Below are 24,581 nucleotides of genomic sequence, written 5' to 3'. Positions count from 1 at the left end.
ATGATGAATACGCTTACAGGACAGCAAAGAAAAAGCTCTTTGCTTTGGGATTATTTGACGACGGTTGACCATAAGAAAATCGCGATTTTATATATGATCGCCGGGGGATTTTTCTTCGTCGTCGGCGGACTTGAGGCCATGCTTATCAGGATTCAGCTCTTGAGGCCGGGGAACGATTTTATGGGTGCTCAGCAGTTTAATGAAATTATGACGATGCACGGCACGACAATGATCTTCCTGGCGGCGATGCCGCTGTTATTCGGGCTGATGAACGCGGTTGTGCCGCTTCAGATCGGGGCGCGTGACGTATCGTTCCCATTTCTGAATGCGCTCGGATTTTGGCTGTTTTTCTTCGGAGGCATCTTTTTGAATCTGAGCTGGTTTTTAGGAGGCGCTCCTGATGCAGGCTGGACGTCGTACGCGTCGCTTGCGCTGAATTCGAAAGGGCACGGCATAGACTTTTTCGTGCTCGGCCTGCAAATATCAGGCTTAGGTACGCTGATTGCGGGGATCAACTTTCTCGCCACGATTATTAATATGAGGGCGCCGGGTTTGACGTATATGAGACTGCCGCTGTTTACGTGGACGACATTTGTGGCGTCGGCACTCATTTTATTCGCATTTCCTCCGCTCACCGTCGGTTTGGCGCTGATGATGCTGGATCGTTTGTTCGGAACGAATTTCTTTAATCCTGAATTGGGCGGCAATACGATAATCTGGGAGCATCTGTTTTGGATTTTCGGGCATCCGGAAGTATACATTTTAATTCTTCCCGCCTTTGGGATTTTTTCAGAAATCATTCCCGTATTTGCGAGGAAACGTCTGTTCGGTTATTCGTCTATGGTCTTTGCGATCGTGCTGATCGGCTTTCTCGGGTTCATGGTTTGGGTTCACCATATGTTTACGACGGGACTCGGACCGATCGCTAATGCGATATTTGCGGTTGCGACGATGGCGATCGCGGTGCCTACCGGCATTAAAATTTTCAACTGGCTTTTGACCATCTGGGGAGGAAATGTCAAATTCACGACGCCTATGCTGTATGCCGTCGCCTTTATTCCTTCTTTCGTACTCGGAGGAGTCACGGGTGTCATGCTGGCGGCCGCAGCGGCAGATTATCAGTTCCACGATACGTATTTTGTCGTAGCACATTTCCACTATGTCATTATCGGCGGCGTTGTGTTCGGCATCCTGGCGGGCGTGCATTTCTGGTGGCCGAAAATGTTCGGGAAGGTGCTTCATGAAACGATGGGGAAAATTTCGTTCGTCTTATTTTTTATCGGGTTTCATCTTACCTTCTTCATTCAGCATTTCCTCGGTTTGATGGGAATGCCGCGGCGCGTTTACACATATCTGCCCGGCCAGGGGCTTGATACCGGCAACCTGATCAGTTCAATCGGCGCGTTTTTCATGGCGGGCGCGGCTGCTTTACTCGTCGTCAATATTATTTATACCTCAATAAAGGGGAAATACGTCGGGAACGACCCGTGGCTGGACGGTCGTACGCTTGAATGGGCGGTCTCTTCGCCGCCGCCGGAATATAATTTTAAACAGCTTCCGTTTGTCCGGGGACTTGACCCGCTGTGGATTGAAAAGCAGGCCGGAAATGAAGGGATGGCGCCTGCAGAGCCTGTAGAGGACATTCATATGCCGAACGGCTCCATCATGCCGTTTATCATATCTTTCGGGCTGTTTGTCGCAGCGTTCGGGTTTTTATACCACTCCGATTATTCATGGGGGCTTCCGGTTATCTTCATAGGGCTCGGCATCACATTCTTTACCATGCTGCTTCGCTCTGTGGTCGATGATTACGGCTATCATATTCACAAAGAAGATCTGCCGAATGATGATAAAGGGGTGAAGGCGTAATGCAGCTGCAGGAAAAAATGACGGCTGAAACCTTTCCGGCTTCTCCTGAAAAAGCAACGCTGGAGGGGAAAAATAAGTTTTTGGGATTTTGGCTGTTTCTCGGCGGAGAAACGGTTCTGTTCGCCTCGCTATTTGCAACATTCCTTGCTTTACGGGAATCTAAAGCCGGAGGGCCGTCAACGGCTGAGATGTTTGAGCTGCCGATCGTATTTATCGCGACGATGCTTCTTTTAACGAGCAGCTTAACGAGTGTGTATGCGATGTATCATATGAAAAATTTCTCCTTTAAAAAAATGCAGGTGTGGCTTTTGGTTACCGTTTTATTGGGAGCAGGATTTTTAGGGGTAGAAATCTATGAATTTATGCATTACACTCACGAATTCGGCTTTACCATTACAAGCTCTGCGCTCGGCTCAGCGTTTTACACGCTCGTCGGCACACACGGAGCACACGTGGCGTTCGGGCTGTTGTGGATCAGCGCGCTGATGATCCGGAATGCAAAAAGAGGGCTCAGCCTTTATAATGCGCCGAAATATTATGTGGCCAGCTTATATTGGCATTTTATCGATGTCGTGTGGGTCTTTATCTTTACCGTTGTATATTTGATGGGGATGGTGGGATAACGATGGACGATAACAAAAACAGAGGGACTGTCAGTACGGATCTCGAATATCGAAAAAAGAAAAATGCCGAGGAGATGAAATATCAGGTCATATCCTTCGGTTTGATGATCGGCCTTACGCTTGTCGCGTTTTTGACGGTGGCTGCTGACGGCATTGCCGGATGGTTTACGATGCCGTTTCTGATCCTGCTTGCGGTCATCCAGGTCATCTTTCAGCTGTTTTACTTTATGCATATGAGCCAGAAGGGGCATGAAGCGCCGTCATTATTTCTGTATTCGGGAATATTTGTCGCGTTTATCACCGTGCTTGCATTTGTCACGATTATTTGGTGGTAATCGGGGCGGCGGGGAGTGAGAGATTTGATTAATTTGGAAATGTTCGGGTTTCGCGCAATGTGGAGCCCATATCTGTTTTGTATAACTGCCGTGATAACAGGTGTTTACTTTTACTGGTGCAGCCGGCATAAAGGACGTGTGTCCGCTAAGGAGAAGGTGCTGTTTGTGCTTTCCGCGCTATTTTTTTACGCGGCTGCGGGAAGTCCGGTTGATTTATTGGGCCATGTGATGTTCAGCGCCCATATGACGCAGATGGCGGTTCTGTTTTTAGTCGTACCGCCGCTGTTGATTTCCGGAATTCCCGGCTGGGCATGGAAAAAACTGATCTTCCGTCCTGTCGTAAAGCCGCTGTTTTCGTTCTTTTCAATGCCGCTTATCGCATTAGTGCTGTTTAACGGTATTTTTTCACTGTATCACATCCCGTTTATATTTGATTTCGTCAAAACGGATTCGCTGTATCACACGCTGATGAACGGACTCATCTTTGTAACGGCGTTTTTTATGTGGTGGCCGCTTGTGCATAAGGTGGACGGTCTGCCCCGTCTCAGCGGTTTAATGAAGCTGGGGTATATTATGGCAGACGGGATTCTGTTAACGCCGGCCTGCGCGCTCATTATGTTCAGCGGGGCGCCCATGTATGCCACGTATACAGATCCGGCGGCTTGGGCCGAAGCAATGAAGCTTTGCGTTCCTTTAGATTTGCTGGAGGAGATCCCTTTATCCGGACCGGAGATGTTTAACACGCTCCCTCCTCTGGAAGATCAGCAGCTTGGGGCAGTACTGATGAAAATCATTCAAGAGGCGGTCTACGGAACATATTTGGCTGTCATCTTTTTTCAGTGGGTCAGAACGGAACGGGAAAAAGATACGCTGTCAGAGCCGCCGTATATCGAGCATACCGTCTCATGAAAAAAAGTACAGCAGAATATGCTGTACTTTTTTATTACATTTGCACTGTTTTTAATGACTCTTCCAATTCAAGCAGTAAAGCTTTGCTTTCAGCGACGACATGTTCCGGAAATTCTTCAGCGCTGCCGTATTCTACGCCGTGCGGATAATAATGCTTTCCTAAAAGAGGGGCCTTCAGCTGAATCACGGCCCGGCTGCCGCCGACATCGCCCTCTTTTGCCGTTCCTTGAATCCGCAGATAAAATGTCCCCTCAGGTACTGAAAACTTTTTGTCGTAAGTCACTCTTTCATAATCCCATTGTCCAGCCAGAATGAGCCCTTTACCTTCCATCAGATCATTCAAGCGGCTGAGCTCCGCTGTTACCCCTTCAAGACCGCTGTTTTCAAACTTCAAACCTTCCCCCTCCTTTTAAAAATGCCCTTTCCTGACAATCATAGTATGAAAGCGTTACACTTTCAATGATTCATACGGTGAAAGTATGCAAAATGAAAAATTTGACGACAATAGTAGCAGAAAAAAGGAGGAATTCCGCAATGACAAAGATCAATAAGCTCATGACGTCAGACTTGCAATATTGTACAGTATTAGATAATGTATATGAAGCTGCGGTGAAGATGAAAGACGCAGATGTCGGCGCCATTCCGATAGTGGATGAAGACGGCGCCACACTTGTCGGGATCGTGACAGACAGAGATCTCGTATTACGGGGAATTGCTTCAAAAAAGCCGAACTCTCAAAAAATAACCGACGCAATGACAGAGCGGGTTATCAGTGCAGAGGAAGACGCCTCTGTGGAGGAGGTGCTCCATTTGATGGCTGAACATCAGCTCAGAAGAATTCCCGTCACAAGGGATAAAAAACTGGTCGGCATTGTTACGCTCGGCGATCTTTCGTTGGCCGAGCAATCAAATGAGCAAGCAGGCCGAGTGCTGTCTGACATTTCTGAAGACGGCGGTCCGGAGGGGTTTATCCATTAAACATAAATCACGGACGATGCAAATAGGCTGTACTGTATAAGAGTAAACAAAAACAGAACGGTTTGAACATATGGGGGTGAGAGGTTGAAAAATATCGCAAGGGCTCTCGTTATCCTTTTGCTTATTTACGGAGCGTATGTTCTGTTTATACAATATGGATCGGCTCCTCAGAAAAAGACGGATCAGGAGGAGCCTCAGGTTTCCAATGAAGAAGAGAGCGGAAAACGGCTGAAAATGCCGTCATCCGGACTGCTTTCTCTCATGGGGAAATCTGCCGCCGATGTGAAAAAGAAACTTGGGGAACCGTCCCGGAAAGATCCTTCTGCCTACGATTACGAGTGGTGGGTGTACAACCAGGGGAAAGACCAATACGTACAAGTCGGTATTTTGAATGATAAAGCCGTGACTTTATACGCTTCGGGAAGCGGCATCAACGCAAAACCGTTTAAGATCGGCGAATCGACTGGCGAAGTTTTTAAAACGACGCAGGTTTCTCCTTTTGTCAATGTGACTGACAAGGGAAACACGTATCGGTTCGAGTTTTCTGAAGAAGATATCAATACCCGTCCCACCGTCAAGATAGGCGGAATGTATGTTCAGCTGTACATGGACAAATTTGACGGGAATCTGTCAAGCATCAGGGCATTTGATGCGGAAACACTTGTGAAACAAAGGCCGTATGAAGTCATGTACAGAGGAAAGCTGACAGAACCCGAGCCTGTTTCTGATAAAAAATGGAACGATATTGAACGAGCGAGTGAACAGCAGATTCTCGATATTACAAATGTCATCCGCGTAAAACACGGACTTGCAAGGCTGAAATGGGACGAAGGCGCCGCAAAAGTGGCATTCGGCCACAGCAAGGACATGAAGGATAACAAGTATTTCTCTCACGTCTCAAAGAAATACGGGACTCTGAAGGACCGCTTGGAAAAAGGCGATGTGAAATACCGGGAGGCCGGTGAAAATATTGCCTACAACTATGTGGACGGTCCTGCAGCCGTGGAGGGCTGGCTGAACAGCGAAGGCCACAGAAAGGCGCTGTTAAGCCCGGATTATACGCACCTCGGTGTCGGCGTTGATCAGAAGTATTATACGCAAAACTTCATTAAGCCTTGGCAGTAAAAAACCGCAGAGGGGCGCGTCCCCCGCGGTTTTTTTATGTTTTTTCGCGAGCGGTGCTCCTGGCGAAAAAAACAATTTTTATATATACCTGCTTTTTTTCTCAATTTAGGCGAACATTAAGGCGCATGAACCGATACATTATAGCAGGCAAAACTTTTCGGAGGGGGTGAGAATTGTGGCGAATCAGCAATCACGGCAATCAATCGATGATTTTAAACAATTCGTAAAAAAGCATCCCAAACTGATCCAAAATGTTCGCAAGGAACAAAGAAGCTGGCAGGAAGTCTATGAAAATTGGGTTCTTCTGGGCGAGGATGATCCGATATGGGACCCTTTTAAAGACGAGGCCGTTCAGCCTTCTTCCGACGCGGAAACCAAACAGGAACCAGCTGAAAAAAACGATTTCGTTTCAAAAATGGTCACTGCCGTCAAAAAGATGGATATCAACCAAATGAATGAGCAGATCAATAAAATGAGCCAATCCATTTCATCATTGCAAAGCCTTTTAAGCCAATTTTCGGGGAGCAGCACGAAGCAGCCCCGGCAAGGCTCCGGACAACATCCTTTTTCGTTCAGAAAGGATTAAAGAAGGGGATCGTGTATGCGAAAAGAGGTTCAGGAATTCATATCCGCAGATGAGGAACGGAAACGGTTTATACGGCAGCGTCCCGTCTGGTACCGCAGACTTGCGAGAAAACCGGACGATCTCAATTCCTTTCAGCTTGACATGATGAATTTTTATGAAAAGACGATACCGCATCGGGTAAGCCAATTCTCAAACGGGATTCAAATGGCGCAGATGATGATGCAGATGGTTCACGCCATGCGTTCACAGGATTAAAAAGCGTTTAAACGCCGCATTTTCCAATTGGGTGGTTTCATGGTAAACTAGCAACTGGAGGTGCGTATTTATGTATGCAACAATTGAGTCCGTCAAGCTTCAAAGTGAAGCGGAGCAGCTTGCCGGCATGATTCTGCAGTCTGAGACGGCTGAAAATTACCGCGATTGTTACAAGCGTCTCCGTGAAGATGAAGAGGCAGGGCGGATCATTCGTTCTTTTATGAGCGTTAAAGAGCAGTATGAGGATGTGCAGCGCTTTGGCAAATACCATCCTGATTATAGAGAGATTTCCCGCAAAATGAGAGAAATGAAACGGGAACTGGATTTAAACGATAAGGTGGCCGAATTTAAAAAAGCGGAGACTGAGCTTCAGTCGCTGCTTGACGAGATCAGCATTGAACTCGGAACGGCCGTCTCGGAGCATGTAAAAGTTCCGACGGGGAATCCTTATTTTGACGGCCTGTCATCCTGCGGCGGCGGGTGCGGTTCCGGCGGCGGCTGCGGATGCAAAGTTTCCTGACGAGACGACCGTCTCGTCTTTTACATAAAATGAACAGAAAGTCAGGCGGGTGATCATGATGGAAAATAAGCGCCAAGGCATAATCGTATATCTGCATTCCTTAAAACACAGCAAAATGCTGAGAAAATTCGGCAACGTTCATTATGTTTCCAAGCGGCTGAAATACGTTGTGCTGTATTGCGATATGGACCTAATCGAAAAAACAATGGAAAAGATTTCTTCTTATTCATATGTGAAGAAGGTAGAGCCTTCTTATAAACCTTTTTTAAAGCTGGAATTTGAATCAAAGCTTGATAAAGCGAAAGAGTACGATTATAAAATCGGCATATAAAAAAATCCCCGCAGATACCTGCGGGGTCCTTCTATTCCTTAACAAGTTAAGGAGAAGGAAAAGGGAGAGGAGAAACCGGAGGAAGAACTTATGGGGAAACGTAAGTCTTCTCCGCGGTTGGCAACAACATCATTCATTGATGCTGTTACACGTAGTCTTGACAGGAATGTGAATATGTATACACGTTTTTCACGTTCATTGTTTGAAAGAATGCTTTATGATAAGATAGGGATTGTTTTGATACATAACGGCTCAGCCGATGAGAAACATCAAAGTTTTCAGAAAAAGTGGTGTGAATAATGAGAGTAATTTCCGGTTCAAGAAAAGGACGAGCCTTAAAGGCTGTGCCGGGCACATCAACAAGGCCGACGACGGATAAAGTAAAAGAGTCTATTTTTAATATGATCGGCCCGTATTTTGACGGAGGAACGGGGCTGGATTTGTTTGCGGGGAGCGGCGGTCTCGGGATTGAAGCGCTGTCGCGCGGATTTGACCGCTGTATCTTTGTGGATCGTGATTTCAAAGCCATCCAAACGGTAAAAGCGAATATCAAAGCGCTTGATCTGCTGTCTTCAGCGGAAGTATACCGCAATGATGCAGAGCGGGCCCTCTATGCCGCGGCGAAACGGGAAAAAGGTTTTGACGGAATTTTCTTAGATCCTCCGTATAAGGAACAAAAGCTGAAAGCGCTTATCGAAATGATTGATGAGCAGAACATGCTGAATGAAGACGGTTTTGTCGTAGCCGAGCATGATAAAGCCGTTGCGCTTCCTGAAGCCGTCGGCGCGCTTTCTGTAACAAGAAGGGAAATTTACGGGCTTACAGGAGTGACGATATACCGAAATAGGGGGTAATGATGTGGCAAGTATAGCTGTATGTCCCGGAAGTTTTGATCCCGTTACCTACGGACATCTGGACATTATCAGACGGGGGGCAAACGTGTTTGAGCAGGTGTACGTATGCGTGCTCAATAATTCTTCTAAGCAGCCGCTGTTTACAGTTGAGGAACGATGTGAGCTGTTAAGAGAAGTGACAAAAGACATACCGAATGTTACGGTCGAGACGTCACAGGGACTGTTAATCGACTATGCGAAAAAAAAGCGGGCGAAGGCGATTATCAGGGGGCTCAGAGCCGTTTCTGACTTCGAATATGAGATGCAGGGGACTTCCGTCAACCGCGTGCTCGACGAATCAATAGAAACTTTTTTTATGATGACGAACAATCAGTACTCTTTTTTAAGTTCAAGCATCGTAAAAGAAGTCGCAAAATATAACGGGCCTGTTTCAGAGTTTGTTCCTCCGGAAGTTGAACAGGCGCTGATGCAGAAATTTAAAGGATGAGAAGCGCTGATTGGCGTCTCATCCTTTTTTTGTCCGTGCTGACAGCCTGTAACAATAAATCAATGCGTATACGGCGAGAGCTGTCAGCGTGATGGCGGGACCGGTTTCAACAAGTGTATTCCAGCCGCTGACGGCAGCAGATCCTGCGTCCTGATCGCGGAAAGGGAGGAATACGGACTGGTAAGGTTCGTCCAACGCAAGGTAAAGCGGCTTCCACAGTAAGAGAATAAAGAGTGCGGCATAAATGCCCTGAAGGATACGCGCCGCGAAAAACGGTTTAAAGCGGATATCTGTTTCCGATAAAATGCCGGCTACCTGGGCCTGTACGGAAAGGCCGCTGAACCCGAGAATAAAACTCACAATCATGGCTTTCGGCAGCAAGGCGGCATCAGCTTCACTGACCAGCTTGCTCCCAAGTGTAATTTCAAACATTCCGCTGATAAGAGGGATGTCCAGATTTGCCGGAAGATGAAAAAGCGAAAGCAGCGCGTTTGTAAATACAGAAAGCACATCCATGACTTGTACGATTGATAATAACCGGCTGAAAACCGAAAACAATATAATAAAACCGCCCACCATCAGCAAGGTTTGTACAGAAGAGGTGACGGCGTCGCCCAAAATTTTTCCGAGCGGCCGTTTTTCCGAAAGCCGCGCCTTGTGGAGGGCCAGAAATGCTTCCTTCAGAGAAGGGAGAGCGATCGTCTTTTTACCGGTATACGCCGCTTCTTCTTTCCGTCCGTATGAACGCATCGTCAGGCCGACGGCGATGTTTCCGAGATAGTGAGCCGATGCCAGCAGAATGCCGAGAGACGCGTTATGAAAAAAGCCGACTGCCACAGCAGCGAATATAAATAACGGATTGGATGAATTGGTAAAAGAGACGAGGCGTTCAGCCTCTACTCTGGAGATTTGTTTATCCTGGCGCAGCCGTGCAGTCAGCTTCGCGCCGGCCGGATTGCCTGAAGCCATGCCCATAGCCAGTACAAATCCGCCGACCCCCGGCACTCTGAAAATGGGACGCATAAAGGGTTCGAGTAAAAGGCCGACAAACTTGACAATGCCGAATCCGATTAAAAGCTCAGATAGAATAAAAAACGGAAGCAATGAAGGAAAAACTACCTCCCACCACATGGAAAGACCGGTTTTGGAGGCTTCGAATGAGGCCTGAGGGTGTGAAATAACCGTAGCCGTCAAAAAAATGAAAAACAATGAAATCAAAAATGTATGAAACTTAGACAAATTCATTCTTACCTCCCCGATGCTAAAATTGCACACTGACATTTATATCATGATAAAATATAGAACAGACCTTAAAGGCGGCCGGGCAAGTACCTATTTGTCATCCTGTACTAATATACGAGCATAGGGGTTCAATTTAGACCATAGAATTCATGTATAGGATGTCTATTAGGGGGTTCGTCGCGTTGGCCAAACCTACAATCGGGTTAGCGTTAGGTTCGGGAGGGGCAAGAGGCATCGCTCATCTCGGAGTGTTATCCAGTTTACATAAGCATCAGATTCCAATTGATATGATTGCCGGCAGCAGCATGGGAGCATTAGTCGGAAGCTTTTATGCGGCCGGGCATGACGTGGCCACGATGAAAAAAGTCGCTAAAGCATTTAAGCGGCGGCTGTACGCGGATTATACGATGCCGAAGCTCGGATTTTTAAAAGGAGACCGCATCAGGCAGCTCGTTCATGCCTATACGTACGGCAAGCCGATAGAAGAACTGCGGATCCCGCTCGGCATCGTGGCCTGCGACCTTCAGACCGGCGAAAAACTCGTTTTTACGAAAGGTTCAGTGTCCGAAGCCGTCCGCGCGAGCATCAGCATACCGGGCGTTTTCGTCCCGCAAAAAATGAACGGACGTATGTTAGTCGACGGCGCGGTGGTCGACAGAATCCCGGTTTCCGCCGTAAAAGATATGGGTGCTGATATCGTCATCGCCTCTGACGTATCCCGGGTGAAAAAAACGGAAAAGGCGGCACATATTTTTGATGTAATCATGCAAAGTATGGATATACTGCAAAATGAATTGGTCCGTCACCAGACCATTGCCGCAGACGTCATGATCCGCCCTTCTCTTGAATCATTCAGCTCAAGTTCTTTTGCCAACATTGATCATATGATCACAGCGGGCGAAGAAGCCGCAGACCGGATGATCGGCCGGATTAAACAAGAAATAGAGAACTGGGAGGGCTAACTCATATGAAAGCAAAACATTTTCGCTGGGTGTTTATCATCCTGATCTTATTAATCGCTGTTACATTTATTAAGCTTCCGTATTACATCACACAGCCGGGAGAAGCATCAGAGCTGAGACCGCTGATTAAGGTGGACGGAGGCTATCCTGAAAAAGGAAGCCTTTCCTTGATGACTGTCAAAGTAGGCCCCGCCAATCCGTATACATATCTTTGGGCGAAAGTGCATCCTTACGAAGAAATCGTCCCTGATGAAAGCATAAAAGAAGAGGGCGAATCGGACTCGGATTATATGAAGCGCCAGCTGCAAATGATGAAAAGCTCCCAAGAAAACGCGGTCATTGCCGCTTATCAAAAAGCCGGGAAACAGGTGAAATACTCATTTAACGGCATTTATGCCAGTTCAGTCGTCTCTGACATGCCGGCAAAAGGAAAAATAGAGGTCGGTGATAAAATCATCAGCGCGGACGGGAAAACATACGAATCCGCTGAAAAGCTGATTGATTATATCAGCAGCAAAAAAGCGGGGGAAAAAGTAACGTTTCACATTGAACGGGACACGAAAGAAAAGACCGTTGACATTGTGCTGAAATCATTCCCGGACGACCCGAAAAGAGCGGGAATCGGTGTCGCATTATATACGGACCGGAACGTGAAAGTGAAGCCGGATCTTCATTTCAGCATTGAAAACATCGGCGGGCCTTCTGCGGGTCTCATGATGTCTTTAGAAATTTACAACCAGCTGACAAAACCTGACGAAACAAAAGGCTATAATATAGCCGGAACAGGGACAATCGACGTGGACGGCAAAGTCGGACCGATCGGCGGAATCGATCAGAAAGTCGTCGCCGCAGACAAAGCGGGAAAAGATATTTTCTTTGCGCCGAATCAAAACGGAGCTGAAAATTCTGATTACAAAAATGCGGTAAAAACGGCGAAAGCAATCAAGTCCGATATGAAAATCGTCCCTGTCGACACCATGCAGGACGCACTTGACTATTTGGATCAGCTGAAAGTAAAAAGCACCTGATACAGACAGGTGCTTTTTTTACGCATTCAAAAAACACTTTTCGTCTTCATCATAGCGGATCGGCGCTTGTGAAAATTCCTGTTTCTCAAACAATGTGCGTTCAGGTTCGTTTATCGGCAGGCTGTAAACCCGTCCCGCCAGTATGTCCAGATCCAGAGCGGGATGAGAGAAAGAAGAGAGCTTGCTGACGAGAGGTGCGGTAAGCTCTTTTTTCTTTGCCGACAGGTACGCCTGTCCTTTTTTCGTCATTCCGAGAAGACGGATATAAGGAGCGCTTGAAGGCTGCAAGAGCCGATGCATGTCTTCTTTTTTCGTCCGTGTCAGAATGTGCGTGTTCATCCGCTGCAGCCTCGTCCACGTGTATCGTTTTGTTTTCAATCGTTCCATCATTTCGCGATAGGATCGGGCTTGTCTGATGGTGCGCAGAATTCTGTGCTCAAGGCCTTCTTCCACTTCATAGATTCGGCTCAATTCTTCAGCGGAAAGAGTGCTGAGGCTGTATTTTACATATGAAAAATAGTCTTCCGTGCTGTGCCATATGCCGTATGAATTTCTGTATGCCTCCAGCTCACGCGCAGACGCTTCCGGGAGAAAGCTCCTTACGGCCGCCGTTCCTTTTTCTATCAGCGCTTTCCGGATGCTTGTTGCGCTGGCTATCCGGCTGTTATCTCCGGGAAGCTCGGCGTCATGATATTGGGAAGCGATTCTGGCTGTCGTATAAGGCTTCATAGCGGAACCGGAGGTGTGTATCGCTCTAACGTAGTGAAAACCGAGAATATTGTTCGGCTTGGACAAATCGAGCATGTCCCGCCCTTTGAATATGTGTGAAAAAGCTTTTGAGGCGGCGGCCGGATAGCTGAGACCCTTTTTCAGCTCCTCTTTCAGAATCAGGCTGCAGTCATCTTCCTTTCGGCTGAACGCTTCAGACGCTTCAATAAAGGGTTCGATCCGCCCGTTTTCGCTGCCGAAAAACAAGCTGCTGCATCCTAAATGATGAAGAAGCGAAACGCTGCCGCGCGCGAATAATTCCGCTTTTTGTACGGCATATATATAAGGGAGCTCAATGACGATATCCACGCCGTTTTCCAGCGCCATTTTTGTCCGGCCCCACTTTGAGACGGCGGCCGGTTCCCCGCGCTGCAAAAAAGGGCCGCTCATCACCGCCGCCGCGACGCTGCTGTCCGTTTTGATTTTTGCTTGTTCCGCATGATAGCGGTGTCCGTTATGAAAGGGATTATATTCAACAACCAGGCCGACTGCTTTCATATTTGTCCCGCCTTTCTTGCTATGTTTTGCTTCGTGTGGTACATTTGCAAATGAAGTGCATATTTTAGTCCGTTTCGTTTAGTGTATGCATAGCCTATCCGGCTGTCAACGATTGCATGACGGCGGCATTATGCTGTAAAGAAAAAATATTGACAAAAACATTCTGAAAAGCTATAATCATGTTTGTTGCTTTCCTGAGGTGATACAAATGAAATGGACGATTTATCAGCTTCATCAAATGGCGAAAAAGAGCTTTGAATTTGATGAAACAGTTGAGTTAAATGAGCTGACAAAATTGAATTCTGACATCCGCCGCATTTCTCCCGTCCGGGTGAAGGGCCGCGCGGAGATTGAATCCAAGCAAGTTTCGTTTGACTTTACGATTTCAGGCGAAATGGTTTTGCCGTGCTCAAGAACTTTAGTTGATGTGCCGTATCCATTTACAATCGCGACAAAAGAACTGTTTAGATTTCATAAGTCGGATGATATAGAAGATGAGGACGTTCATTTTGCTGAAGACGATACCGTCGACTTAACTCCGATCATAAAAGAAGAGATTCTTTTAGAAATTCCTATGCAAGTCTTTTGTGAAACTGAACAAAAAGAAGGAGCCGCTCCCCAAGTGGGGAAAGATTGGCAAGTGATTTCTGAGGAAGACAAGAAAAATCAAATCGACCCCAGACTTGCGGATCTGAAAAAGCTCTTAACACAAGATGATGAATCTTAACTCTTTAAGGAGGTGGGAATAATGGCTGTACCTTTTAGAAGAACTTCTAAAATGAAAAAAAGATTGCGCCGTACACATTTCAAACTAAATGTACCTGGTATGACAGAATGCCCGTCATGCGGAGAGATGAAATTGTCTCACCGTGTATGTAAAGCATGCGGATCATACAACGGCAAAGACATAAATGTTAAAAGCAATTAATGTATGAAGAAAAGCGCGGGAATCTCGGTTCCTGCGCTTTTCTTTTTTTTGCCCCTCCAGCCTGCTCCCGCCGAAAAAATTGTGAGCCCCAGTAGTCTATCTAATCTATCAGCGGCATATGTATGAGGTAAATGAGCAAATATGGAGGGAGATACGATTGACGATAACGAGACAAGACGCGTGGACGCAAGATGAAGATTTGCTGCTGGCAGAAGTGGTGCTCAGGCATATTCGGGAAGGCGGGACCCAGCTTTCCGCTTTTGAAGAAGTCGGCAGAGCGCTGACGAGAACGGCTGCCGCCTGCGGGTTCAGATGGAATTCTTATGTCAGAAAACAATATCAGTCAGGGATAGAACTGGCGAAAAAACAGCGGAAGGAATTAAGAAAGCAGATCGGGGTGCATTCCGCCAATCTGCCGGGAACCGTCAAACAGTCTCCGATCCGCAGGGCGGAAGGAGAAAAAGAGCTGTCCATTGATGATGTCATTTTGTTTCTGCAGCAATTTAAAGAGTCGCCAGCCGCAGCGGATGTGCGTCATGAAAAAGAAAAACTCACAGAACAGCTGACCGCGCTGCAAAAAGAAGTCGAGGATCTGCGTGAGGAAAATGAAAGCTTGAGAAACAAGCTGGAGATGACGGAAGAAGATTATAAAGCGTTAATTGACATTATGGACAGAGCGAGAAGGATGGTCAATTCAAAAGAAGACGACAGAAAATCGGCGCAGAGCCTGTAAAATGAACCGGCCTGGGGGCGGCGGCCCGGCCGGTTTTTTATTATGCCGTTTCTCCGGATGTCATTTCACCGTCCATATCGGGATGCCAGATATAAGGATTTTCTCCTTTATCACGCGCCATATCATATTTAACGGGCTCAAAATTCATCTTATCCCAGAAATCTGCTGATTTCATGCGTGAATTCGTCCTGATCGGCATTCTGAAGGATTTTGCAAAATCAACAAGCGCTTTTCCGTATCCGTTGTTTTGATAGCCCGGAAGAACCTCAAGCTTCCAAAGTTCCAAAAAGTCCTGACGCTGATCAAAATACGGATTCGTGCCTCCGTTTACCTGATATAAACTCATTCTCGCCACTAGTTTATCCCCGAAGTAAATCCCGTAAAAAGGCGAGGTGCTGTCATTTTCAATGATATTATCCTGAAGATCTTCAAGCATCGACAGCTCCTGCATCCCGTATTCCTTAAACCTTTTAAATTCTTCGAGTGTCTTAAAGTTGATGAGCAGTCGCTCTATTTTCAACACAAACTCCCCCTTTGTTGTGTTCTACCATTATTGTAAACGCTTTAATTGAAAATTCCAACTATAATATGCTTGCCAGTCTTTTTGCTCAAAACGAAATTGAAGTAATTTGCGGCGGCTTCTGCTATGATAATATGGAAAAATGCAGATATAGGGTGTGACAGTGTGAAAATCGGAATTATCGGCGGCGGAGCGGTAGGCCTTTTATGTGCTTACTACTTATCGTCCCGCCATCAGGTAACGGTCATTACGCGGCGGACGGAGCAGGCTGATGCGATTAACTCAGGCGGTATACGGCTTTTGAAAGACGGAATAGAATGTACGGCGGCATGCAGAGCGCAAACAGGCATCATTTCCGGATTCGACCTCTTAATCGCAGCCGTTAAACAGCACCAGCTAAGTGCTGTGTTGCGGGATCTTGAGACGATAAAAGGGACGAATGTGCTGTTTTTGCAAAACGGCATGGGACACATACACGACATTAAAGATTGGCATACGGATCATTCGCTTTATGTCGGCACTGTTGAGCACGGAGCAAAAAAGATATCAGATCATGCCGTTGAACATACGGGAGCGGGAGCCGTAAGATGGAGTGTATTCAGCGCATCCCGGCCGGAAACGCTCAAAAGCATCTTTTCCGGCATGCACCGGGATTTTCCCGTATATGATGAAAACGACTGGTATCGGCTTTTAACGGGAAAACTGATCATAAATGTATGCATCAACCCGTTAACTGCATTGCTGCGCGTGAAAAACGGAGAGCTGTTAAGAAATGACGCTTACAAAAAGTATATGAGAAACGTGTTTGAAGAAGCGGAGACAATACTTGGCCTCGCCGATAGAGAAAAAGCGTGGAACAAGGTTTGCGAAGTTTGCAGACTGACGGAAAAAAATCATTCTTCCATGCTCGTCGATATCATGGCAGGCAGGCGGACAGAGGCCGATGCGATTATCGGCTACCTTGTAAAAGAAGCGGAAAGCCGCGGATTGCCGGCCGTTCATCTCGCGTTTTTACACCGCAGCATAAAAGCGTTAGAAAGAAACTGAAACAAAGTCTTTTGAGGTTTTCCGGTAACATGCTATACTCATTTCGGAAACCTAACTATTTATTGGAGAAAGGAAGTTCCAGACAGATGCAGCTAACTGAACTTTCCATCAAAAGTCAAAATAAGTTTGTGCAGCACTATATAGATGGAGAAAACATGTCTTCATTTTTTGATTATGATATTCATTCAGAGGACGTATGGCAAAAGCGGCTTCATGACCTGTCTTCGCGGCCGTTTGCCAGAGAGGAATTAGCGGATTATTTATCCTCCTATCACGAAAAATTTCACTCCGCCGCCATGCAGGCCTCCATCGAAAAACTGAGAGATCCAAAAAGCGCAGCGGTAGTAGGCGGCCAGCAGGCCGGTCTTTTAACGGGGCCTCTTTACACCATACATAAAATTATCTCCATTATCGTACTTGCCAGACAGCAGGAAGAGGCGTTGCAGATTCCTGTCGTTCCGATTTTCTGGGTGGCGGGTGAAGATCACGATCTGGAAGAAATCAATTTTGTGCACACGTCAACAGAGAATAAAGGTCCGGTGAAACAGAAACTGCCGCAGTCGTACTGGAAAAAAACATCGGCGGCTAAAACCGAGCTTGATCAGGAAAAATGCGCGGCTTGGATTGATGAAGTGTTCGCTGCTTTTGAGGAGACGGATCACACAAACGCACTCCTTCAAAACGTGAAGCGATGTTTACGCTCATCAGAGACATTCACGGACTTTTTTGAGCTGTTGATCGCCGACTTGTTTCAAGAAGAAGGCCTTATTCTGATGAATTCGGGAGATCCGGGGATTAAAAAGCTGGAAACAGGTATGTTTCAGCAGATTTTAAAACACAATCATGAGCTTGCCAAAGCCGTGTCAGACCAGCAGCGTTTTATGCGGGAAGCCGGTTATCACCCGATTATTGAATCGGACAAAGATCAGGCCAATCTGTTTTACGAACATGAGGGAGAGCGTTTCTTAATTGAAAAAGAAAACGGCGTTTTTGTCATTAAGGAGCTTGACCTGAAGTGGACGAACGACGAGCTTCATACCCATATGGAAGAAAAACCGGAATGTTTCAGCAATAACGTTGTGACAAGGCCGCTCATGCAGGAGTTTCTCATCCCGACTCTGGCGTTTATCGCGGGACCGGGGGAGATCAATTATTGGGGTGAGCTGAAGCGGGCTTTCTCATTAATGGGCTTTCGCATGACGCCGGTAGTGCCGAGACTGAACATTACGATTTTAGAGCGCCATATTGAAAAGAAGCTTTCAGAACGGAATATCCCGCTTCAGGAAGCGATCGAACACGGCACCGGACACCTGAAAGACACTTATTTTGAAGAGCAGATTCCGGAAGAGTTTTCTTCTGTAATGGAACAGGCGAAGTCGCAGATTGAAGCTGTCCATAAACGCGCAAGGGACGAAGCGCTGAAGGTCGATTCAAGCCTTGAGCCGCTCTTACAGAAGAATGCCGCCTTCATTCAAGATCAGCTCTTGTTTTTAGAACGGACGGTAATGAAAAGAATTGAAGAAAAAGAAGGCTTTGTGCTGCGTGACTATGAAAGAATCCAAAACAGCATCAGACCGCTCGGCGCTCCGCAGGAACGGATTTGGAATGTGATGTATTATCTGAACCGCTACGGTCCAAAATTCTTCACAACCTTCAAACATCTGCCATTTTCTTTTCAAAACCAACATCAGATTGTCAAACTTTGAAATAAAGTTTTAAAGAACCCTGAATAGTTCAGGGTTTTTTTTTATGTGTAAACAGTGTAAAATGAGGTTGTGGAGAGAAGTGGCGGATAGTGGTGAGTTTAGGGGAGAAAGTGGGGGTCCTTATCATGTTTATGGGTGAATACCGGCATACTGTTGATGCAAAGGGCCGCATGATCGTACCCGCAAAATTCAGAGAAGGCCTCGGTGAGCAGTTTGTGCTGACCAGAGGACTGGACCAATGCCTTTTCGGCTATCCGATGAATGAATGGAAGCTGATTGAAGAAAAGCTGAAGGCTCTGCCGCTCACCAAAAAAGACGCCCGCGCATTTACCCGATTCTTTTTTTCCGGTGCGACCGAATGCGAACTGGACAAGCAGGGAAGGGTTAATATTGCGTCATCTCTTCTGAATTACGCAAAACTGGAAAAAGAATGTGTTGTCATCGGGGTTTCCAATCGAATTGAATTGTGGAGTAAGGTAATATGGGAACAATACACAGAAGAGCAAGAAGATTCATTCGCTGAAATTGCTGAAAACATGATTGGATTTGATATATAATGGATCTTCGTGCATCACAACAACAACTGACAATTCAATTCATTCCTGATAAAGGTGGGACCGACACAAATGTTTCAGCATAAGACAGTACTTCTTCGTGAAACCGTCGACGGTTTAAATATCAAACCGGGCGGAACCTATGTGGACTGCACCCTTGGCGGCGCCGGGCACAGTACATATTTATTGCAGCAATTATCGGAAAAAGGACGCTTGATCGCCTTTGACCAAGATGACACGGCGCTTGAAAACGCAAAGAAAACATTGTCCGAATACAAAGGACAGCTCATTCTGGTGAAAAGCAACTTTCGTTATTTAAAAGAGTGTTTACATGAACACGGCATTACGAGTGTTGACGGAATTTTATTTGATTTAGGAGTATCCTCTCCGCAGCTTGATACACCGGAACGGGGATTCAGCTATCATCATGACGCACCGCTGGACATGAGGATGGACCAGTCGGCCGCCCTTACGGCGAAAGAAGTCGTAAATGAATGGCGGTATGAGGACCTTGTGAGGATTTTCTTTAAATACGGAGAAGAAAAATTCAGCAAGCAGATCGCCCGAAAAATTGAAGAGGCAAGAGAAAAATCGCCTATTCAAACAACCGGCCAACTGGTCGATCTAATAAAGGACGCAATACCGGCTCCGGCAAGAAGAAGCGGAGGTCATCCGGCCAAACGTGTATTCCAAGCCATACGAATCGCCGTAAACGACGAGCTTCAAGTATTTGAAGAGGCCCTCTTGCAAGCGATAGAGGTGCTGAAGCCGGGCGGAAGGGTGTCTGTGATCACTTTTCACTCGCTGGAAGACAGAATGTGCAAGACGACATTCAAGGAAAAATCATCACTTCCCGAACTGCCTCCGGGTCTTCCTGTGATACCGGAAGAATTTGAACCGGAATTAAAGCTGATTACAAGAAAGCCCATTACGGCATCAAAAGAGGAGCTTGAAGAAAATAACCGCGCCCGGTCAGCGAAGCTCCGCATTGCGGAGAAACGAAAATAACGGGCAGCAAATGACAACATTAAAGGAGGTCATCAGCCTATGAGCAACTTAGCTTACCAGCAGGAAAAACAACAACGGCCAGTGATAAGTCCCGAAAAAAAGGTGATTGTCAAAAAGAGGGCTTCCATTACACTCGGGGAAAAGGTGCTGCTCGTCCTGTTTGCCATTGCCGTTCTCTCCACATCAATGTTTATCGTATCAAAGGCATACGCGGCGTACCAATCCAATATTGAGGTGCAAAAACTGGAGGAGAAAGTATCTGAGAAGAATAAGCAGATCGGTGATCTCGAAAAGACGGCTGCTGACTTAAGCCAGCCGCAGCGCCTGATGGATATCGCCAAAAAGCACGGTTTGAATCTGAAAGATAAAAAAGTGAAAAACATACAGGAATGATAACCCATGCCGAAAAAAAATAAGTTTATGAACAGAGGAGCAGCGATACTCAGTATTTGTTTCGCTCTCTTTTTCTTTGTCATTCTCGGGAGAATGGCGTACATTCAATTAACCGGTAAAGCAAACGGTGTAGAACTTGCAACAAAAGCGACCGAGCAGCACGAAAAAAAGCGGACGATAGAAGCGAGCCGCGGCTCTATTCTTGACCGGAACGGTAAAGTGCTTGCAGAGGACACGGCGACATATAAGCTCATTGCCGTGCTTGATAAAAAGATGACGACCGACAAGAAGCATCCTCAGCATGTCAAAGACAAAGAGAAAACGGCGGAAAAACTGGCGACCGTTATCAATCTTGATAAAAGCGAGATTCTGGACATCTTAAACAGGGATGGCGCGAAGCAGGTGGAATTCGGTTCAGCCGGCCGCGATATCTCTTATGCGAAAAAACAAAAGATCGAAAAAATGAATCTTCCGGGTATTTCTTTCTTAAGAGATACGAAGCGTTACTATCCGAACGGTGTATTTTTGTCAAATGTTCTCGGCTATGCCGATGTGAATGAAAAAACAAACGAGATACAAGGCTCTTTAGGGCTTGAAAAAATACTGAACAACTATCTGACGGAACGCGACGGATCCGTCACTTACGAAAGTGATAAATCCGGCTGGAAACTTCCGAACAGCAAAGAAAAAATCACCGCACCTAAAAACGGTGACAATGTATATTTAACCATTGATCAGAAAATTCAAACCTTTTTAGAAGACAGCATGACGAAAGTAGCGGAAAAATATAAACCGAAAAAAATTATGGCGGCTGTCGTAGAACCGAAAACAGGCAAAGTGCTTGCGATGGGGCAGCGTCCGAGTTTTGACCCGAATATCAGAAACGTCACCAATTATTACAACGACTTAGTGTCGTACGCGTATGAACCGGGTTCAACGATGAAGATCTTTACGCTTGCTGCGGCGATTCAGGAAAATGTGTTTTCCGCAAACGAGAAATATAAATCAGGAACATATAAAGTGGGAGGCGGACCTGTTAAAGATTGGAACGATGGCGCCGGCTGGGGCATGACAAGCTTCCATGACGGCCTTATGAGGTCATCCAATGTTGCTTTTGCCAAACTGGCCAACGAAAAACTGGGGTTTGACCGGTTTAATGAGTACCTGCACAAATTCGGGCTCTATCAAAAAACAGGGGTTGATCTGCCCGGTGAAGTATCAAGTAAAATTAACTACAAATATGATTTTGACAAAGCGTCTACGGCTTACGGCCAAGCATCGGCGATAACGCCGATCCAGCAGCTTCAGGCCGTCACGGCGATTGCCAATAACGGCAAAATGATGAAACCTTACGTCATTGATCATATTGTCGACCCCGATACGAAAAAAGTCGTCAAGCAGACAAAACCAGAGCAAGCAGGCACGCCGATTTCAGCCGATACGGCGAAAAAAGTCCGGAATCTGCTCGGAGAAGTCGTGACGTCAGACATCGGAACGGGAAAACCTTATAAAATTGAAGGATTTGACGTCGCGGGTAAAACGGGAACCGCACAAATTGCCGGGACGGGCGGATATTTAAGAGGAACGAGCAACTATGTGTTTTCATTCATGGGCATGGCGCCGAAAAATGATCCTAAGCTCGTCATCTATGTAGCCGTGCAGCAGCCGCAATTAAAAGCGGGGCAAAGCAGCTCTGATCCTGTCGCGGAAATCTTTAACCCGACGATGAAAAACAGCCTTCACTACATGAATATCGAACCGACGGAAAAAACAGATTCCGGTCAGGAAGAAACGAAAAGCCAAAAGATGCCTGACCTGACAGATAAGACGGTCAAGAGCGCTGAGAAGGAAGCGAAAAATGAACATCTCACACCGATTGTCATCGGCAGCGATGTTGCCGTAAAAGAGCAGTATCCGACAGCCGGAGAAGATCTGATCACCAATCAGAAAATCTTCTTAAAAACAGACGGAAAGATGACGATGCCGGATATGTCCGGATGGTCGAGACGGGAAGTGCTTCAATTCAGCAAAGTATCAGGCATTCACATCGATGTGAGCGGTGAAGGTTACGCTTCAAGCCAAAGTGTGAAAAAAGGCAAAGAACTGAAAGAAAATACCGTGATCAAGGTGAAATTTAAAAATCCTGATTAACGGGACAGAGAAGTCCGCGGATGCCCGCGGGCTTCTTTTTTATGCGCCGCCGTTCTATGTGTCCAAGCTGAGGCATAAATTGAAACAAGCCTAAATAAGGAGTGGACGGTCCCTTGCGCGTTTCAAATGTAACGGTTCGAAAACGTTTATTACTGGTTTTGCTTTTTGGCGTAATCATTTTTTTGATCATTGACAGCAGATTAGGCTATGTCCAATTCGTGATGGGAGAAAAGCTGACTTCACTGGCTAAGGATTCCTGGAGCCGAAATTTGCCGTTTGAGCCTGAGCGGGGAGAGATTCTTGACCGAAACGGCGTGAAGCTGGCTACTAATAAAAGCGCGCCGACCGTCTTTGTCGTACCGCGCCAGATCCAAAATCCCATAAAAACGGGCAAGCTTCTCGCGTCAGTTTTAAATATGTCGGAAGAGAAGGTCTACAAACACATTACTAAGAAAACCTCCATAGAAAAAATCTCACCCGAGGGGCGGAAAATTTCCAATAAAAAAGCGAAAGAAATCAAAGCGCTCGACTTAAAAGGGGTTTATGTGGCTGAAGACAGCATCCGCCATTATCCGTACGGAAGCTTTTTGTCCCATGTTCTCGGTTTTGCCGGTATTGATAACCAGGGCCTTCTCGGATTGGAGGCTTATTATGATGATGACTTAAAAGGTGTAAAGGGATCCGTGAAATTTTATACGGATGCCAAGGGGAAGAAAATGCCTGATGAAGCGGATGATTACACCCCTCCGAAAGACGGACTTGATATGAAACTGACGATTGACGCCAAGGTTCAGACGATTATAGAAAGAGAGCTCGACAATGCAGCGGCGAAATATAACCCGGACGGAATGATTGCGGTCGCAATGAATCCGAAAAACGGGGAAGTGCTCGGCATGTCAAGCCGTCCTGATTTTGATCCGGCTGACTATCAATCGGTGGATCCGTCTGTTTACAACCGGAACCTGCCGGTATGGAGCACATATGAACCGGGTTCGACCTTTAAGATTATTACGCTTGCGGCGGCTCTTCAAGAGCAAAAAGTAAACTTGCAAAGAGACCACTTTTATGACAAAGGATTTGCCGAGGTCGACGGCGCCCGCCTCCGATGCTGGAAAAAGGGCGGCCACGGTTCGCAATCTTATCTTGAAGTCGTTCAAAATTCCTGCAACCCCGGGTTTGTACAGCTGGGGGAACGGCTCGGAAAACAAAAGCTGTTTCAATATATTAAGGACTTCGGCTTTGGAAAGAAAACAGGCATTGATCTGCAAGGGGAAGGAACGGGGATCTTATTCCCGCTTGACAGAGTCGGCCCGGTCGAACAGGCGACAACCGCTTTCGGACAAGGGGTTTCCGTCACGCCGATTCAGCAGGTGGCAGCCGTTTCCGCAGCAATAAACGGCGGAACGCTTTATACTCCATTTATCGCCAAAGAGTGGGTTGATCCCGTTACGAAAAAAACCGTTAAGAAACAATCGCCGATTGCGAAAAGGCAAGTTATTTCCCAGGAAACGTCAAAGCAGATCAGATATGCTTTAGAAAGCGTCGTCGCTCAGGGAACGGGGCGGAATGCCTTTGTGGAAGGATATCGCGTCGGCGGAAAAACAGGTACCGCACAAAAGGTCAAAGACGGCAAATATCTCGAAAACAACCATATCGTCTCCTTTATCGGTTTTGCGCCGGCTGATGACCCGAGCCTTGTCGTGTATGTCGCGGTTGATAATCCGAAAGGCACGATTCAATTCGGGGGAACCGTCGCCGCGCCGATTGTCGGAAATATGATGAGAGACAGTCTGCCTGAGCTCGGCGTGAAACCGCGAAAAAATCAAATCGAGAAAAAATATCAATGGAACGACACAAAAACAATAGAGGTTCCGAATGTTGTAGGGATGTCTGTCTCTGATCTTGAGTCGCTGCTTGTCAATTTGAATATTGACTCCTCAGGAAAAGGAAGCAAAATTGTGAAACAATCACCTGCAGCCGGAACGAAAGTAAAAGAAGGCTCAAAGATCCGTGTTTACTTGAGTGAAGAATGAGTCTTTTTGAGGCAGCCGATTGTTTTCGGCTGCCTCTTATCATAAAGAGAAAAAAAGAAGATAACTTTTAAGATTAACTGGATGTATCCTTTTATTTACGCTAAAATATGAACTGTATGTTTAAAAGCCATTCTGACT

Annotated in this window: 29 protein-coding genes; 25 read left to right on the top strand and 4 right to left on the bottom strand. The window is 46.5% G+C overall.

Going from position 1 to position 24,581, the window contains the following annotated elements; genetic code table 11:
- From ctaD to ctaG, 4 genes are read left to right on the top strand one after another with little or no spacing between them, the layout of a single operon-like run.
- Positions 1 to 1,869 (top strand): cytochrome c oxidase subunit I, encoded by a 1,869-nt coding sequence (gene ctaD, locus D5S11_RS05545; protein WP_007611227.1) that lies wholly within the window; start codon positions 1 to 3, stop codon positions 1,867 to 1,869.
- Positions 1,869 to 2,492 carry a cytochrome c oxidase subunit III gene (ctaE, locus tag D5S11_RS05540; protein ID WP_003154482.1) on the top strand — a complete coding sequence of 208 codons (624 nt, stop codon included), beginning with the start codon at positions 1,869 to 1,871 and terminating at the stop codon, positions 2,490 to 2,492. The genes ctaD and ctaE overlap by 1 nt, the downstream gene beginning before the upstream one ends.
- Positions 2,493 to 2,494: 2 nt before the next feature.
- Entirely contained in the window at positions 2,495 to 2,827 is a 333-nt protein-coding gene (gene ctaF / locus D5S11_RS05535) for a cytochrome c oxidase subunit IVB (RefSeq protein WP_007409686.1), read from the top strand.
- A gap of 24 nt (positions 2,828 to 2,851) precedes the next feature.
- Positions 2,852 to 3,736 carry a cytochrome c oxidase assembly factor CtaG gene (gene ctaG, locus D5S11_RS05530; protein ID WP_020953993.1) on the top strand — a complete coding sequence of 295 codons (885 nt, stop codon included), beginning with the start codon at positions 2,852 to 2,854 and terminating at the stop codon, positions 3,734 to 3,736.
- Between the two features lie 34 nt (positions 3,737 to 3,770).
- Here ctaG and D5S11_RS05525 read toward each other — a convergent pair whose 3' ends face one another.
- Positions 3,771 to 4,130, bottom strand: coding sequence for a YugN family protein (locus tag D5S11_RS05525; RefSeq protein WP_007409688.1), 360 nt, complete (start codon positions 4,128 to 4,130; stop codon positions 3,771 to 3,773).
- A gap of 140 nt (positions 4,131 to 4,270) precedes the next feature.
- On the opposite strand from D5S11_RS05525, the gene D5S11_RS05520 reads away from it, so the two are divergent.
- The 9 genes from D5S11_RS05520 (at position 4,271) to coaD (ending at position 8,872) form a co-directional block, all read left to right on the top strand.
- Entirely contained in the window at positions 4,271 to 4,714 is a 444-nt protein-coding gene (locus D5S11_RS05520; protein ID WP_032871405.1) for a CBS domain-containing protein, read from the top strand.
- Between the two features lie 84 nt (positions 4,715 to 4,798).
- The gene (locus tag D5S11_RS05515; RefSeq protein ID WP_007409690.1) at positions 4,799 to 5,839 is read left to right on the top strand and encodes a CAP domain-containing protein; all 1,041 of its coding nucleotides are present in this window, start codon (positions 4,799 to 4,801) and stop codon (positions 5,837 to 5,839) included.
- Between the two features lie 175 nt (positions 5,840 to 6,014).
- On the top strand, positions 6,015 to 6,425 hold the full coding sequence (locus D5S11_RS05510) for a YlbD family protein (protein ID WP_007409691.1): 411 nt from the start codon (positions 6,015 to 6,017) through the stop codon (positions 6,423 to 6,425).
- A gap of 15 nt (positions 6,426 to 6,440) precedes the next feature.
- Positions 6,441 to 6,680 carry a YlbE-like family protein gene (locus D5S11_RS05505; RefSeq protein ID WP_003154475.1) on the top strand — a complete coding sequence of 80 codons (240 nt, stop codon included), beginning with the start codon at positions 6,441 to 6,443 and terminating at the stop codon, positions 6,678 to 6,680.
- 70 nt (positions 6,681 to 6,750) lie between these two features.
- Entirely contained in the window at positions 6,751 to 7,200 is a 450-nt protein-coding gene (gene ricF, locus D5S11_RS05500) for a regulatory iron-sulfur-containing complex subunit RicF (RefSeq protein WP_003154472.1), read from the top strand.
- 58 nt (positions 7,201 to 7,258) lie between these two features.
- Positions 7,259 to 7,531, top strand: a complete 273-nt coding sequence (locus D5S11_RS05495) for a YlbG family protein (RefSeq protein ID WP_014417705.1) — start codon at positions 7,259 to 7,261, stop codon at positions 7,529 to 7,531.
- A 90-nt stretch (positions 7,532 to 7,621) separates the two neighbouring features.
- The gene (locus D5S11_RS05490; RefSeq protein ID WP_007409692.1) at positions 7,622 to 7,831 is read left to right on the top strand and encodes a hypothetical protein; all 210 of its coding nucleotides are present in this window, start codon (positions 7,622 to 7,624) and stop codon (positions 7,829 to 7,831) included.
- Positions 7,831 to 8,385, top strand: coding sequence for a 16S rRNA (guanine(966)-N(2))-methyltransferase RsmD (gene rsmD, locus D5S11_RS05485; RefSeq protein ID WP_007409693.1), 555 nt, complete (start codon positions 7,831 to 7,833; stop codon positions 8,383 to 8,385). The genes D5S11_RS05490 and rsmD overlap by 1 nt, the downstream gene beginning before the upstream one ends.
- 4 nt (positions 8,386 to 8,389) lie before the next feature.
- Positions 8,390 to 8,872 carry a pantetheine-phosphate adenylyltransferase gene (gene coaD / locus D5S11_RS05480; protein ID WP_007409694.1) on the top strand — a complete coding sequence of 161 codons (483 nt, stop codon included), beginning with the start codon at positions 8,390 to 8,392 and terminating at the stop codon, positions 8,870 to 8,872.
- 18 nt (positions 8,873 to 8,890) lie between these two features.
- Here coaD and ylbJ read toward each other — a convergent pair whose 3' ends face one another.
- Positions 8,891 to 10,117 carry a sporulation integral membrane protein YlbJ gene (gene ylbJ / locus D5S11_RS05475; protein WP_003154466.1) on the bottom strand — a complete coding sequence of 409 codons (1,227 nt, stop codon included), beginning with the start codon at positions 10,115 to 10,117 and terminating at the stop codon, positions 8,891 to 8,893.
- Between the two features lie 179 nt (positions 10,118 to 10,296).
- Between ylbJ and D5S11_RS05470 the strand changes: the two genes are divergently transcribed.
- Together D5S11_RS05470 and D5S11_RS05465 are read left to right on the top strand one after the other, a co-directional pair.
- On the top strand, positions 10,297 to 11,076 hold the full coding sequence (locus tag D5S11_RS05470) for a patatin family protein (RefSeq protein WP_007409696.1): 780 nt from the start codon (positions 10,297 to 10,299) through the stop codon (positions 11,074 to 11,076).
- Between the two features lie 5 nt (positions 11,077 to 11,081).
- Positions 11,082 to 12,104: a SepM family pheromone-processing serine protease gene (locus D5S11_RS05465; protein ID WP_007409697.1), complete on the top strand. Its 1,023-nt coding sequence runs from the start codon at positions 11,082 to 11,084 to the stop codon at positions 12,102 to 12,104.
- A gap of 18 nt (positions 12,105 to 12,122) precedes the next feature.
- Here D5S11_RS05465 and D5S11_RS05460 read toward each other — a convergent pair whose 3' ends face one another.
- Positions 12,123 to 13,370 (bottom strand): nucleotidyltransferase, encoded by a 1,248-nt coding sequence (locus D5S11_RS05460; protein WP_020955779.1) that lies wholly within the window; start codon positions 13,368 to 13,370, stop codon positions 12,123 to 12,125.
- A gap of 208 nt (positions 13,371 to 13,578) precedes the next feature.
- Between D5S11_RS05460 and D5S11_RS05455 the strand changes: the two genes are divergently transcribed.
- The 3 genes from D5S11_RS05455 to gerR all read left to right on the top strand — a co-directional run bounded on the left by D5S11_RS05455 (position 13,579) and on the right by gerR (position 15,031).
- Positions 13,579 to 14,097 carry a YceD family protein gene (locus D5S11_RS05455; protein ID WP_007409699.1) on the top strand — a complete coding sequence of 173 codons (519 nt, stop codon included), beginning with the start codon at positions 13,579 to 13,581 and terminating at the stop codon, positions 14,095 to 14,097.
- Between the two features lie 21 nt (positions 14,098 to 14,118).
- A complete protein-coding gene (gene rpmF, locus D5S11_RS05450) occupies positions 14,119 to 14,298 on the top strand; it encodes a 50S ribosomal protein L32 (RefSeq protein ID WP_003154457.1) in 180 nt (59 codons plus the stop codon).
- Between the two features lie 157 nt (positions 14,299 to 14,455).
- Positions 14,456 to 15,031 (top strand): sporulation-specific transcriptional regulator GerR, encoded by a 576-nt coding sequence (gene gerR, locus D5S11_RS05445; RefSeq protein ID WP_020955780.1) that lies wholly within the window; start codon positions 14,456 to 14,458, stop codon positions 15,029 to 15,031.
- 40 nt (positions 15,032 to 15,071) lie between these two features.
- Here the strand turns inward: gerR and D5S11_RS05440 are convergent, their stop codons facing one another.
- Positions 15,072 to 15,554 carry an N-acetyltransferase gene (locus tag D5S11_RS05440; protein WP_012117497.1) on the bottom strand — a complete coding sequence of 161 codons (483 nt, stop codon included), beginning with the start codon at positions 15,552 to 15,554 and terminating at the stop codon, positions 15,072 to 15,074.
- 162 nt (positions 15,555 to 15,716) lie between these two features.
- On the opposite strand from D5S11_RS05440, the gene D5S11_RS05435 reads away from it, so the two are divergent.
- The 7 genes from D5S11_RS05435 (at position 15,717) to D5S11_RS05405 (ending at position 24,443) form a co-directional block, all read left to right on the top strand.
- Positions 15,717 to 16,598, top strand: coding sequence for a 2-dehydropantoate 2-reductase (locus D5S11_RS05435; protein ID WP_234418070.1), 882 nt, complete (start codon positions 15,717 to 15,719; stop codon positions 16,596 to 16,598).
- 86 nt (positions 16,599 to 16,684) lie between these two features.
- Positions 16,685 to 18,304: a bacillithiol biosynthesis cysteine-adding enzyme BshC gene (bshC, locus tag D5S11_RS05430; RefSeq protein ID WP_042635170.1), complete on the top strand. Its 1,620-nt coding sequence runs from the start codon at positions 16,685 to 16,687 to the stop codon at positions 18,302 to 18,304.
- Positions 18,305 to 18,429: 125 nt separating this feature from the next.
- The gene (gene mraZ / locus D5S11_RS05425) at positions 18,430 to 18,861 is read left to right on the top strand and encodes a division/cell wall cluster transcriptional repressor MraZ (protein WP_007409703.1); all 432 of its coding nucleotides are present in this window, start codon (positions 18,430 to 18,432) and stop codon (positions 18,859 to 18,861) included.
- A 69-nt stretch (positions 18,862 to 18,930) separates the two neighbouring features.
- Positions 18,931 to 19,866, top strand: coding sequence for a 16S rRNA (cytosine(1402)-N(4))-methyltransferase RsmH (gene rsmH, locus D5S11_RS05420; RefSeq protein WP_053104356.1), 936 nt, complete (start codon positions 18,931 to 18,933; stop codon positions 19,864 to 19,866).
- Positions 19,867 to 19,905: 39 nt separating this feature from the next.
- Positions 19,906 to 20,259, top strand: a complete 354-nt coding sequence (gene ftsL / locus D5S11_RS05415; protein WP_003154442.1) for a cell division protein FtsL — start codon at positions 19,906 to 19,908, stop codon at positions 20,257 to 20,259.
- Positions 20,260 to 20,265: 6 nt separating this feature from the next.
- Positions 20,266 to 22,410 carry a penicillin-binding protein 2B gene (gene pbpB / locus D5S11_RS05410; protein WP_108724985.1) on the top strand — a complete coding sequence of 715 codons (2,145 nt, stop codon included), beginning with the start codon at positions 20,266 to 20,268 and terminating at the stop codon, positions 22,408 to 22,410.
- A gap of 113 nt (positions 22,411 to 22,523) precedes the next feature.
- Positions 22,524 to 24,443, top strand: coding sequence for a stage V sporulation protein D (locus tag D5S11_RS05405; protein WP_003154438.1), 1,920 nt, complete (start codon positions 22,524 to 22,526; stop codon positions 24,441 to 24,443).
- The last annotated feature ends 138 nt before the right edge of the window (positions 24,444 to 24,581 follow it).

It is taken from the genome of Bacillus sp. L75 (genome assembly GCF_003676355.1).
In the GTDB taxonomy this organism is placed as follows: domain Bacteria; phylum Bacillota; class Bacilli; order Bacillales; family Bacillaceae; genus Bacillus; species Bacillus velezensis.
The sequence above is the reverse complement of the archived record's forward strand: the minus strand, read 5'-3'. Positions and strand labels throughout refer to the sequence as shown.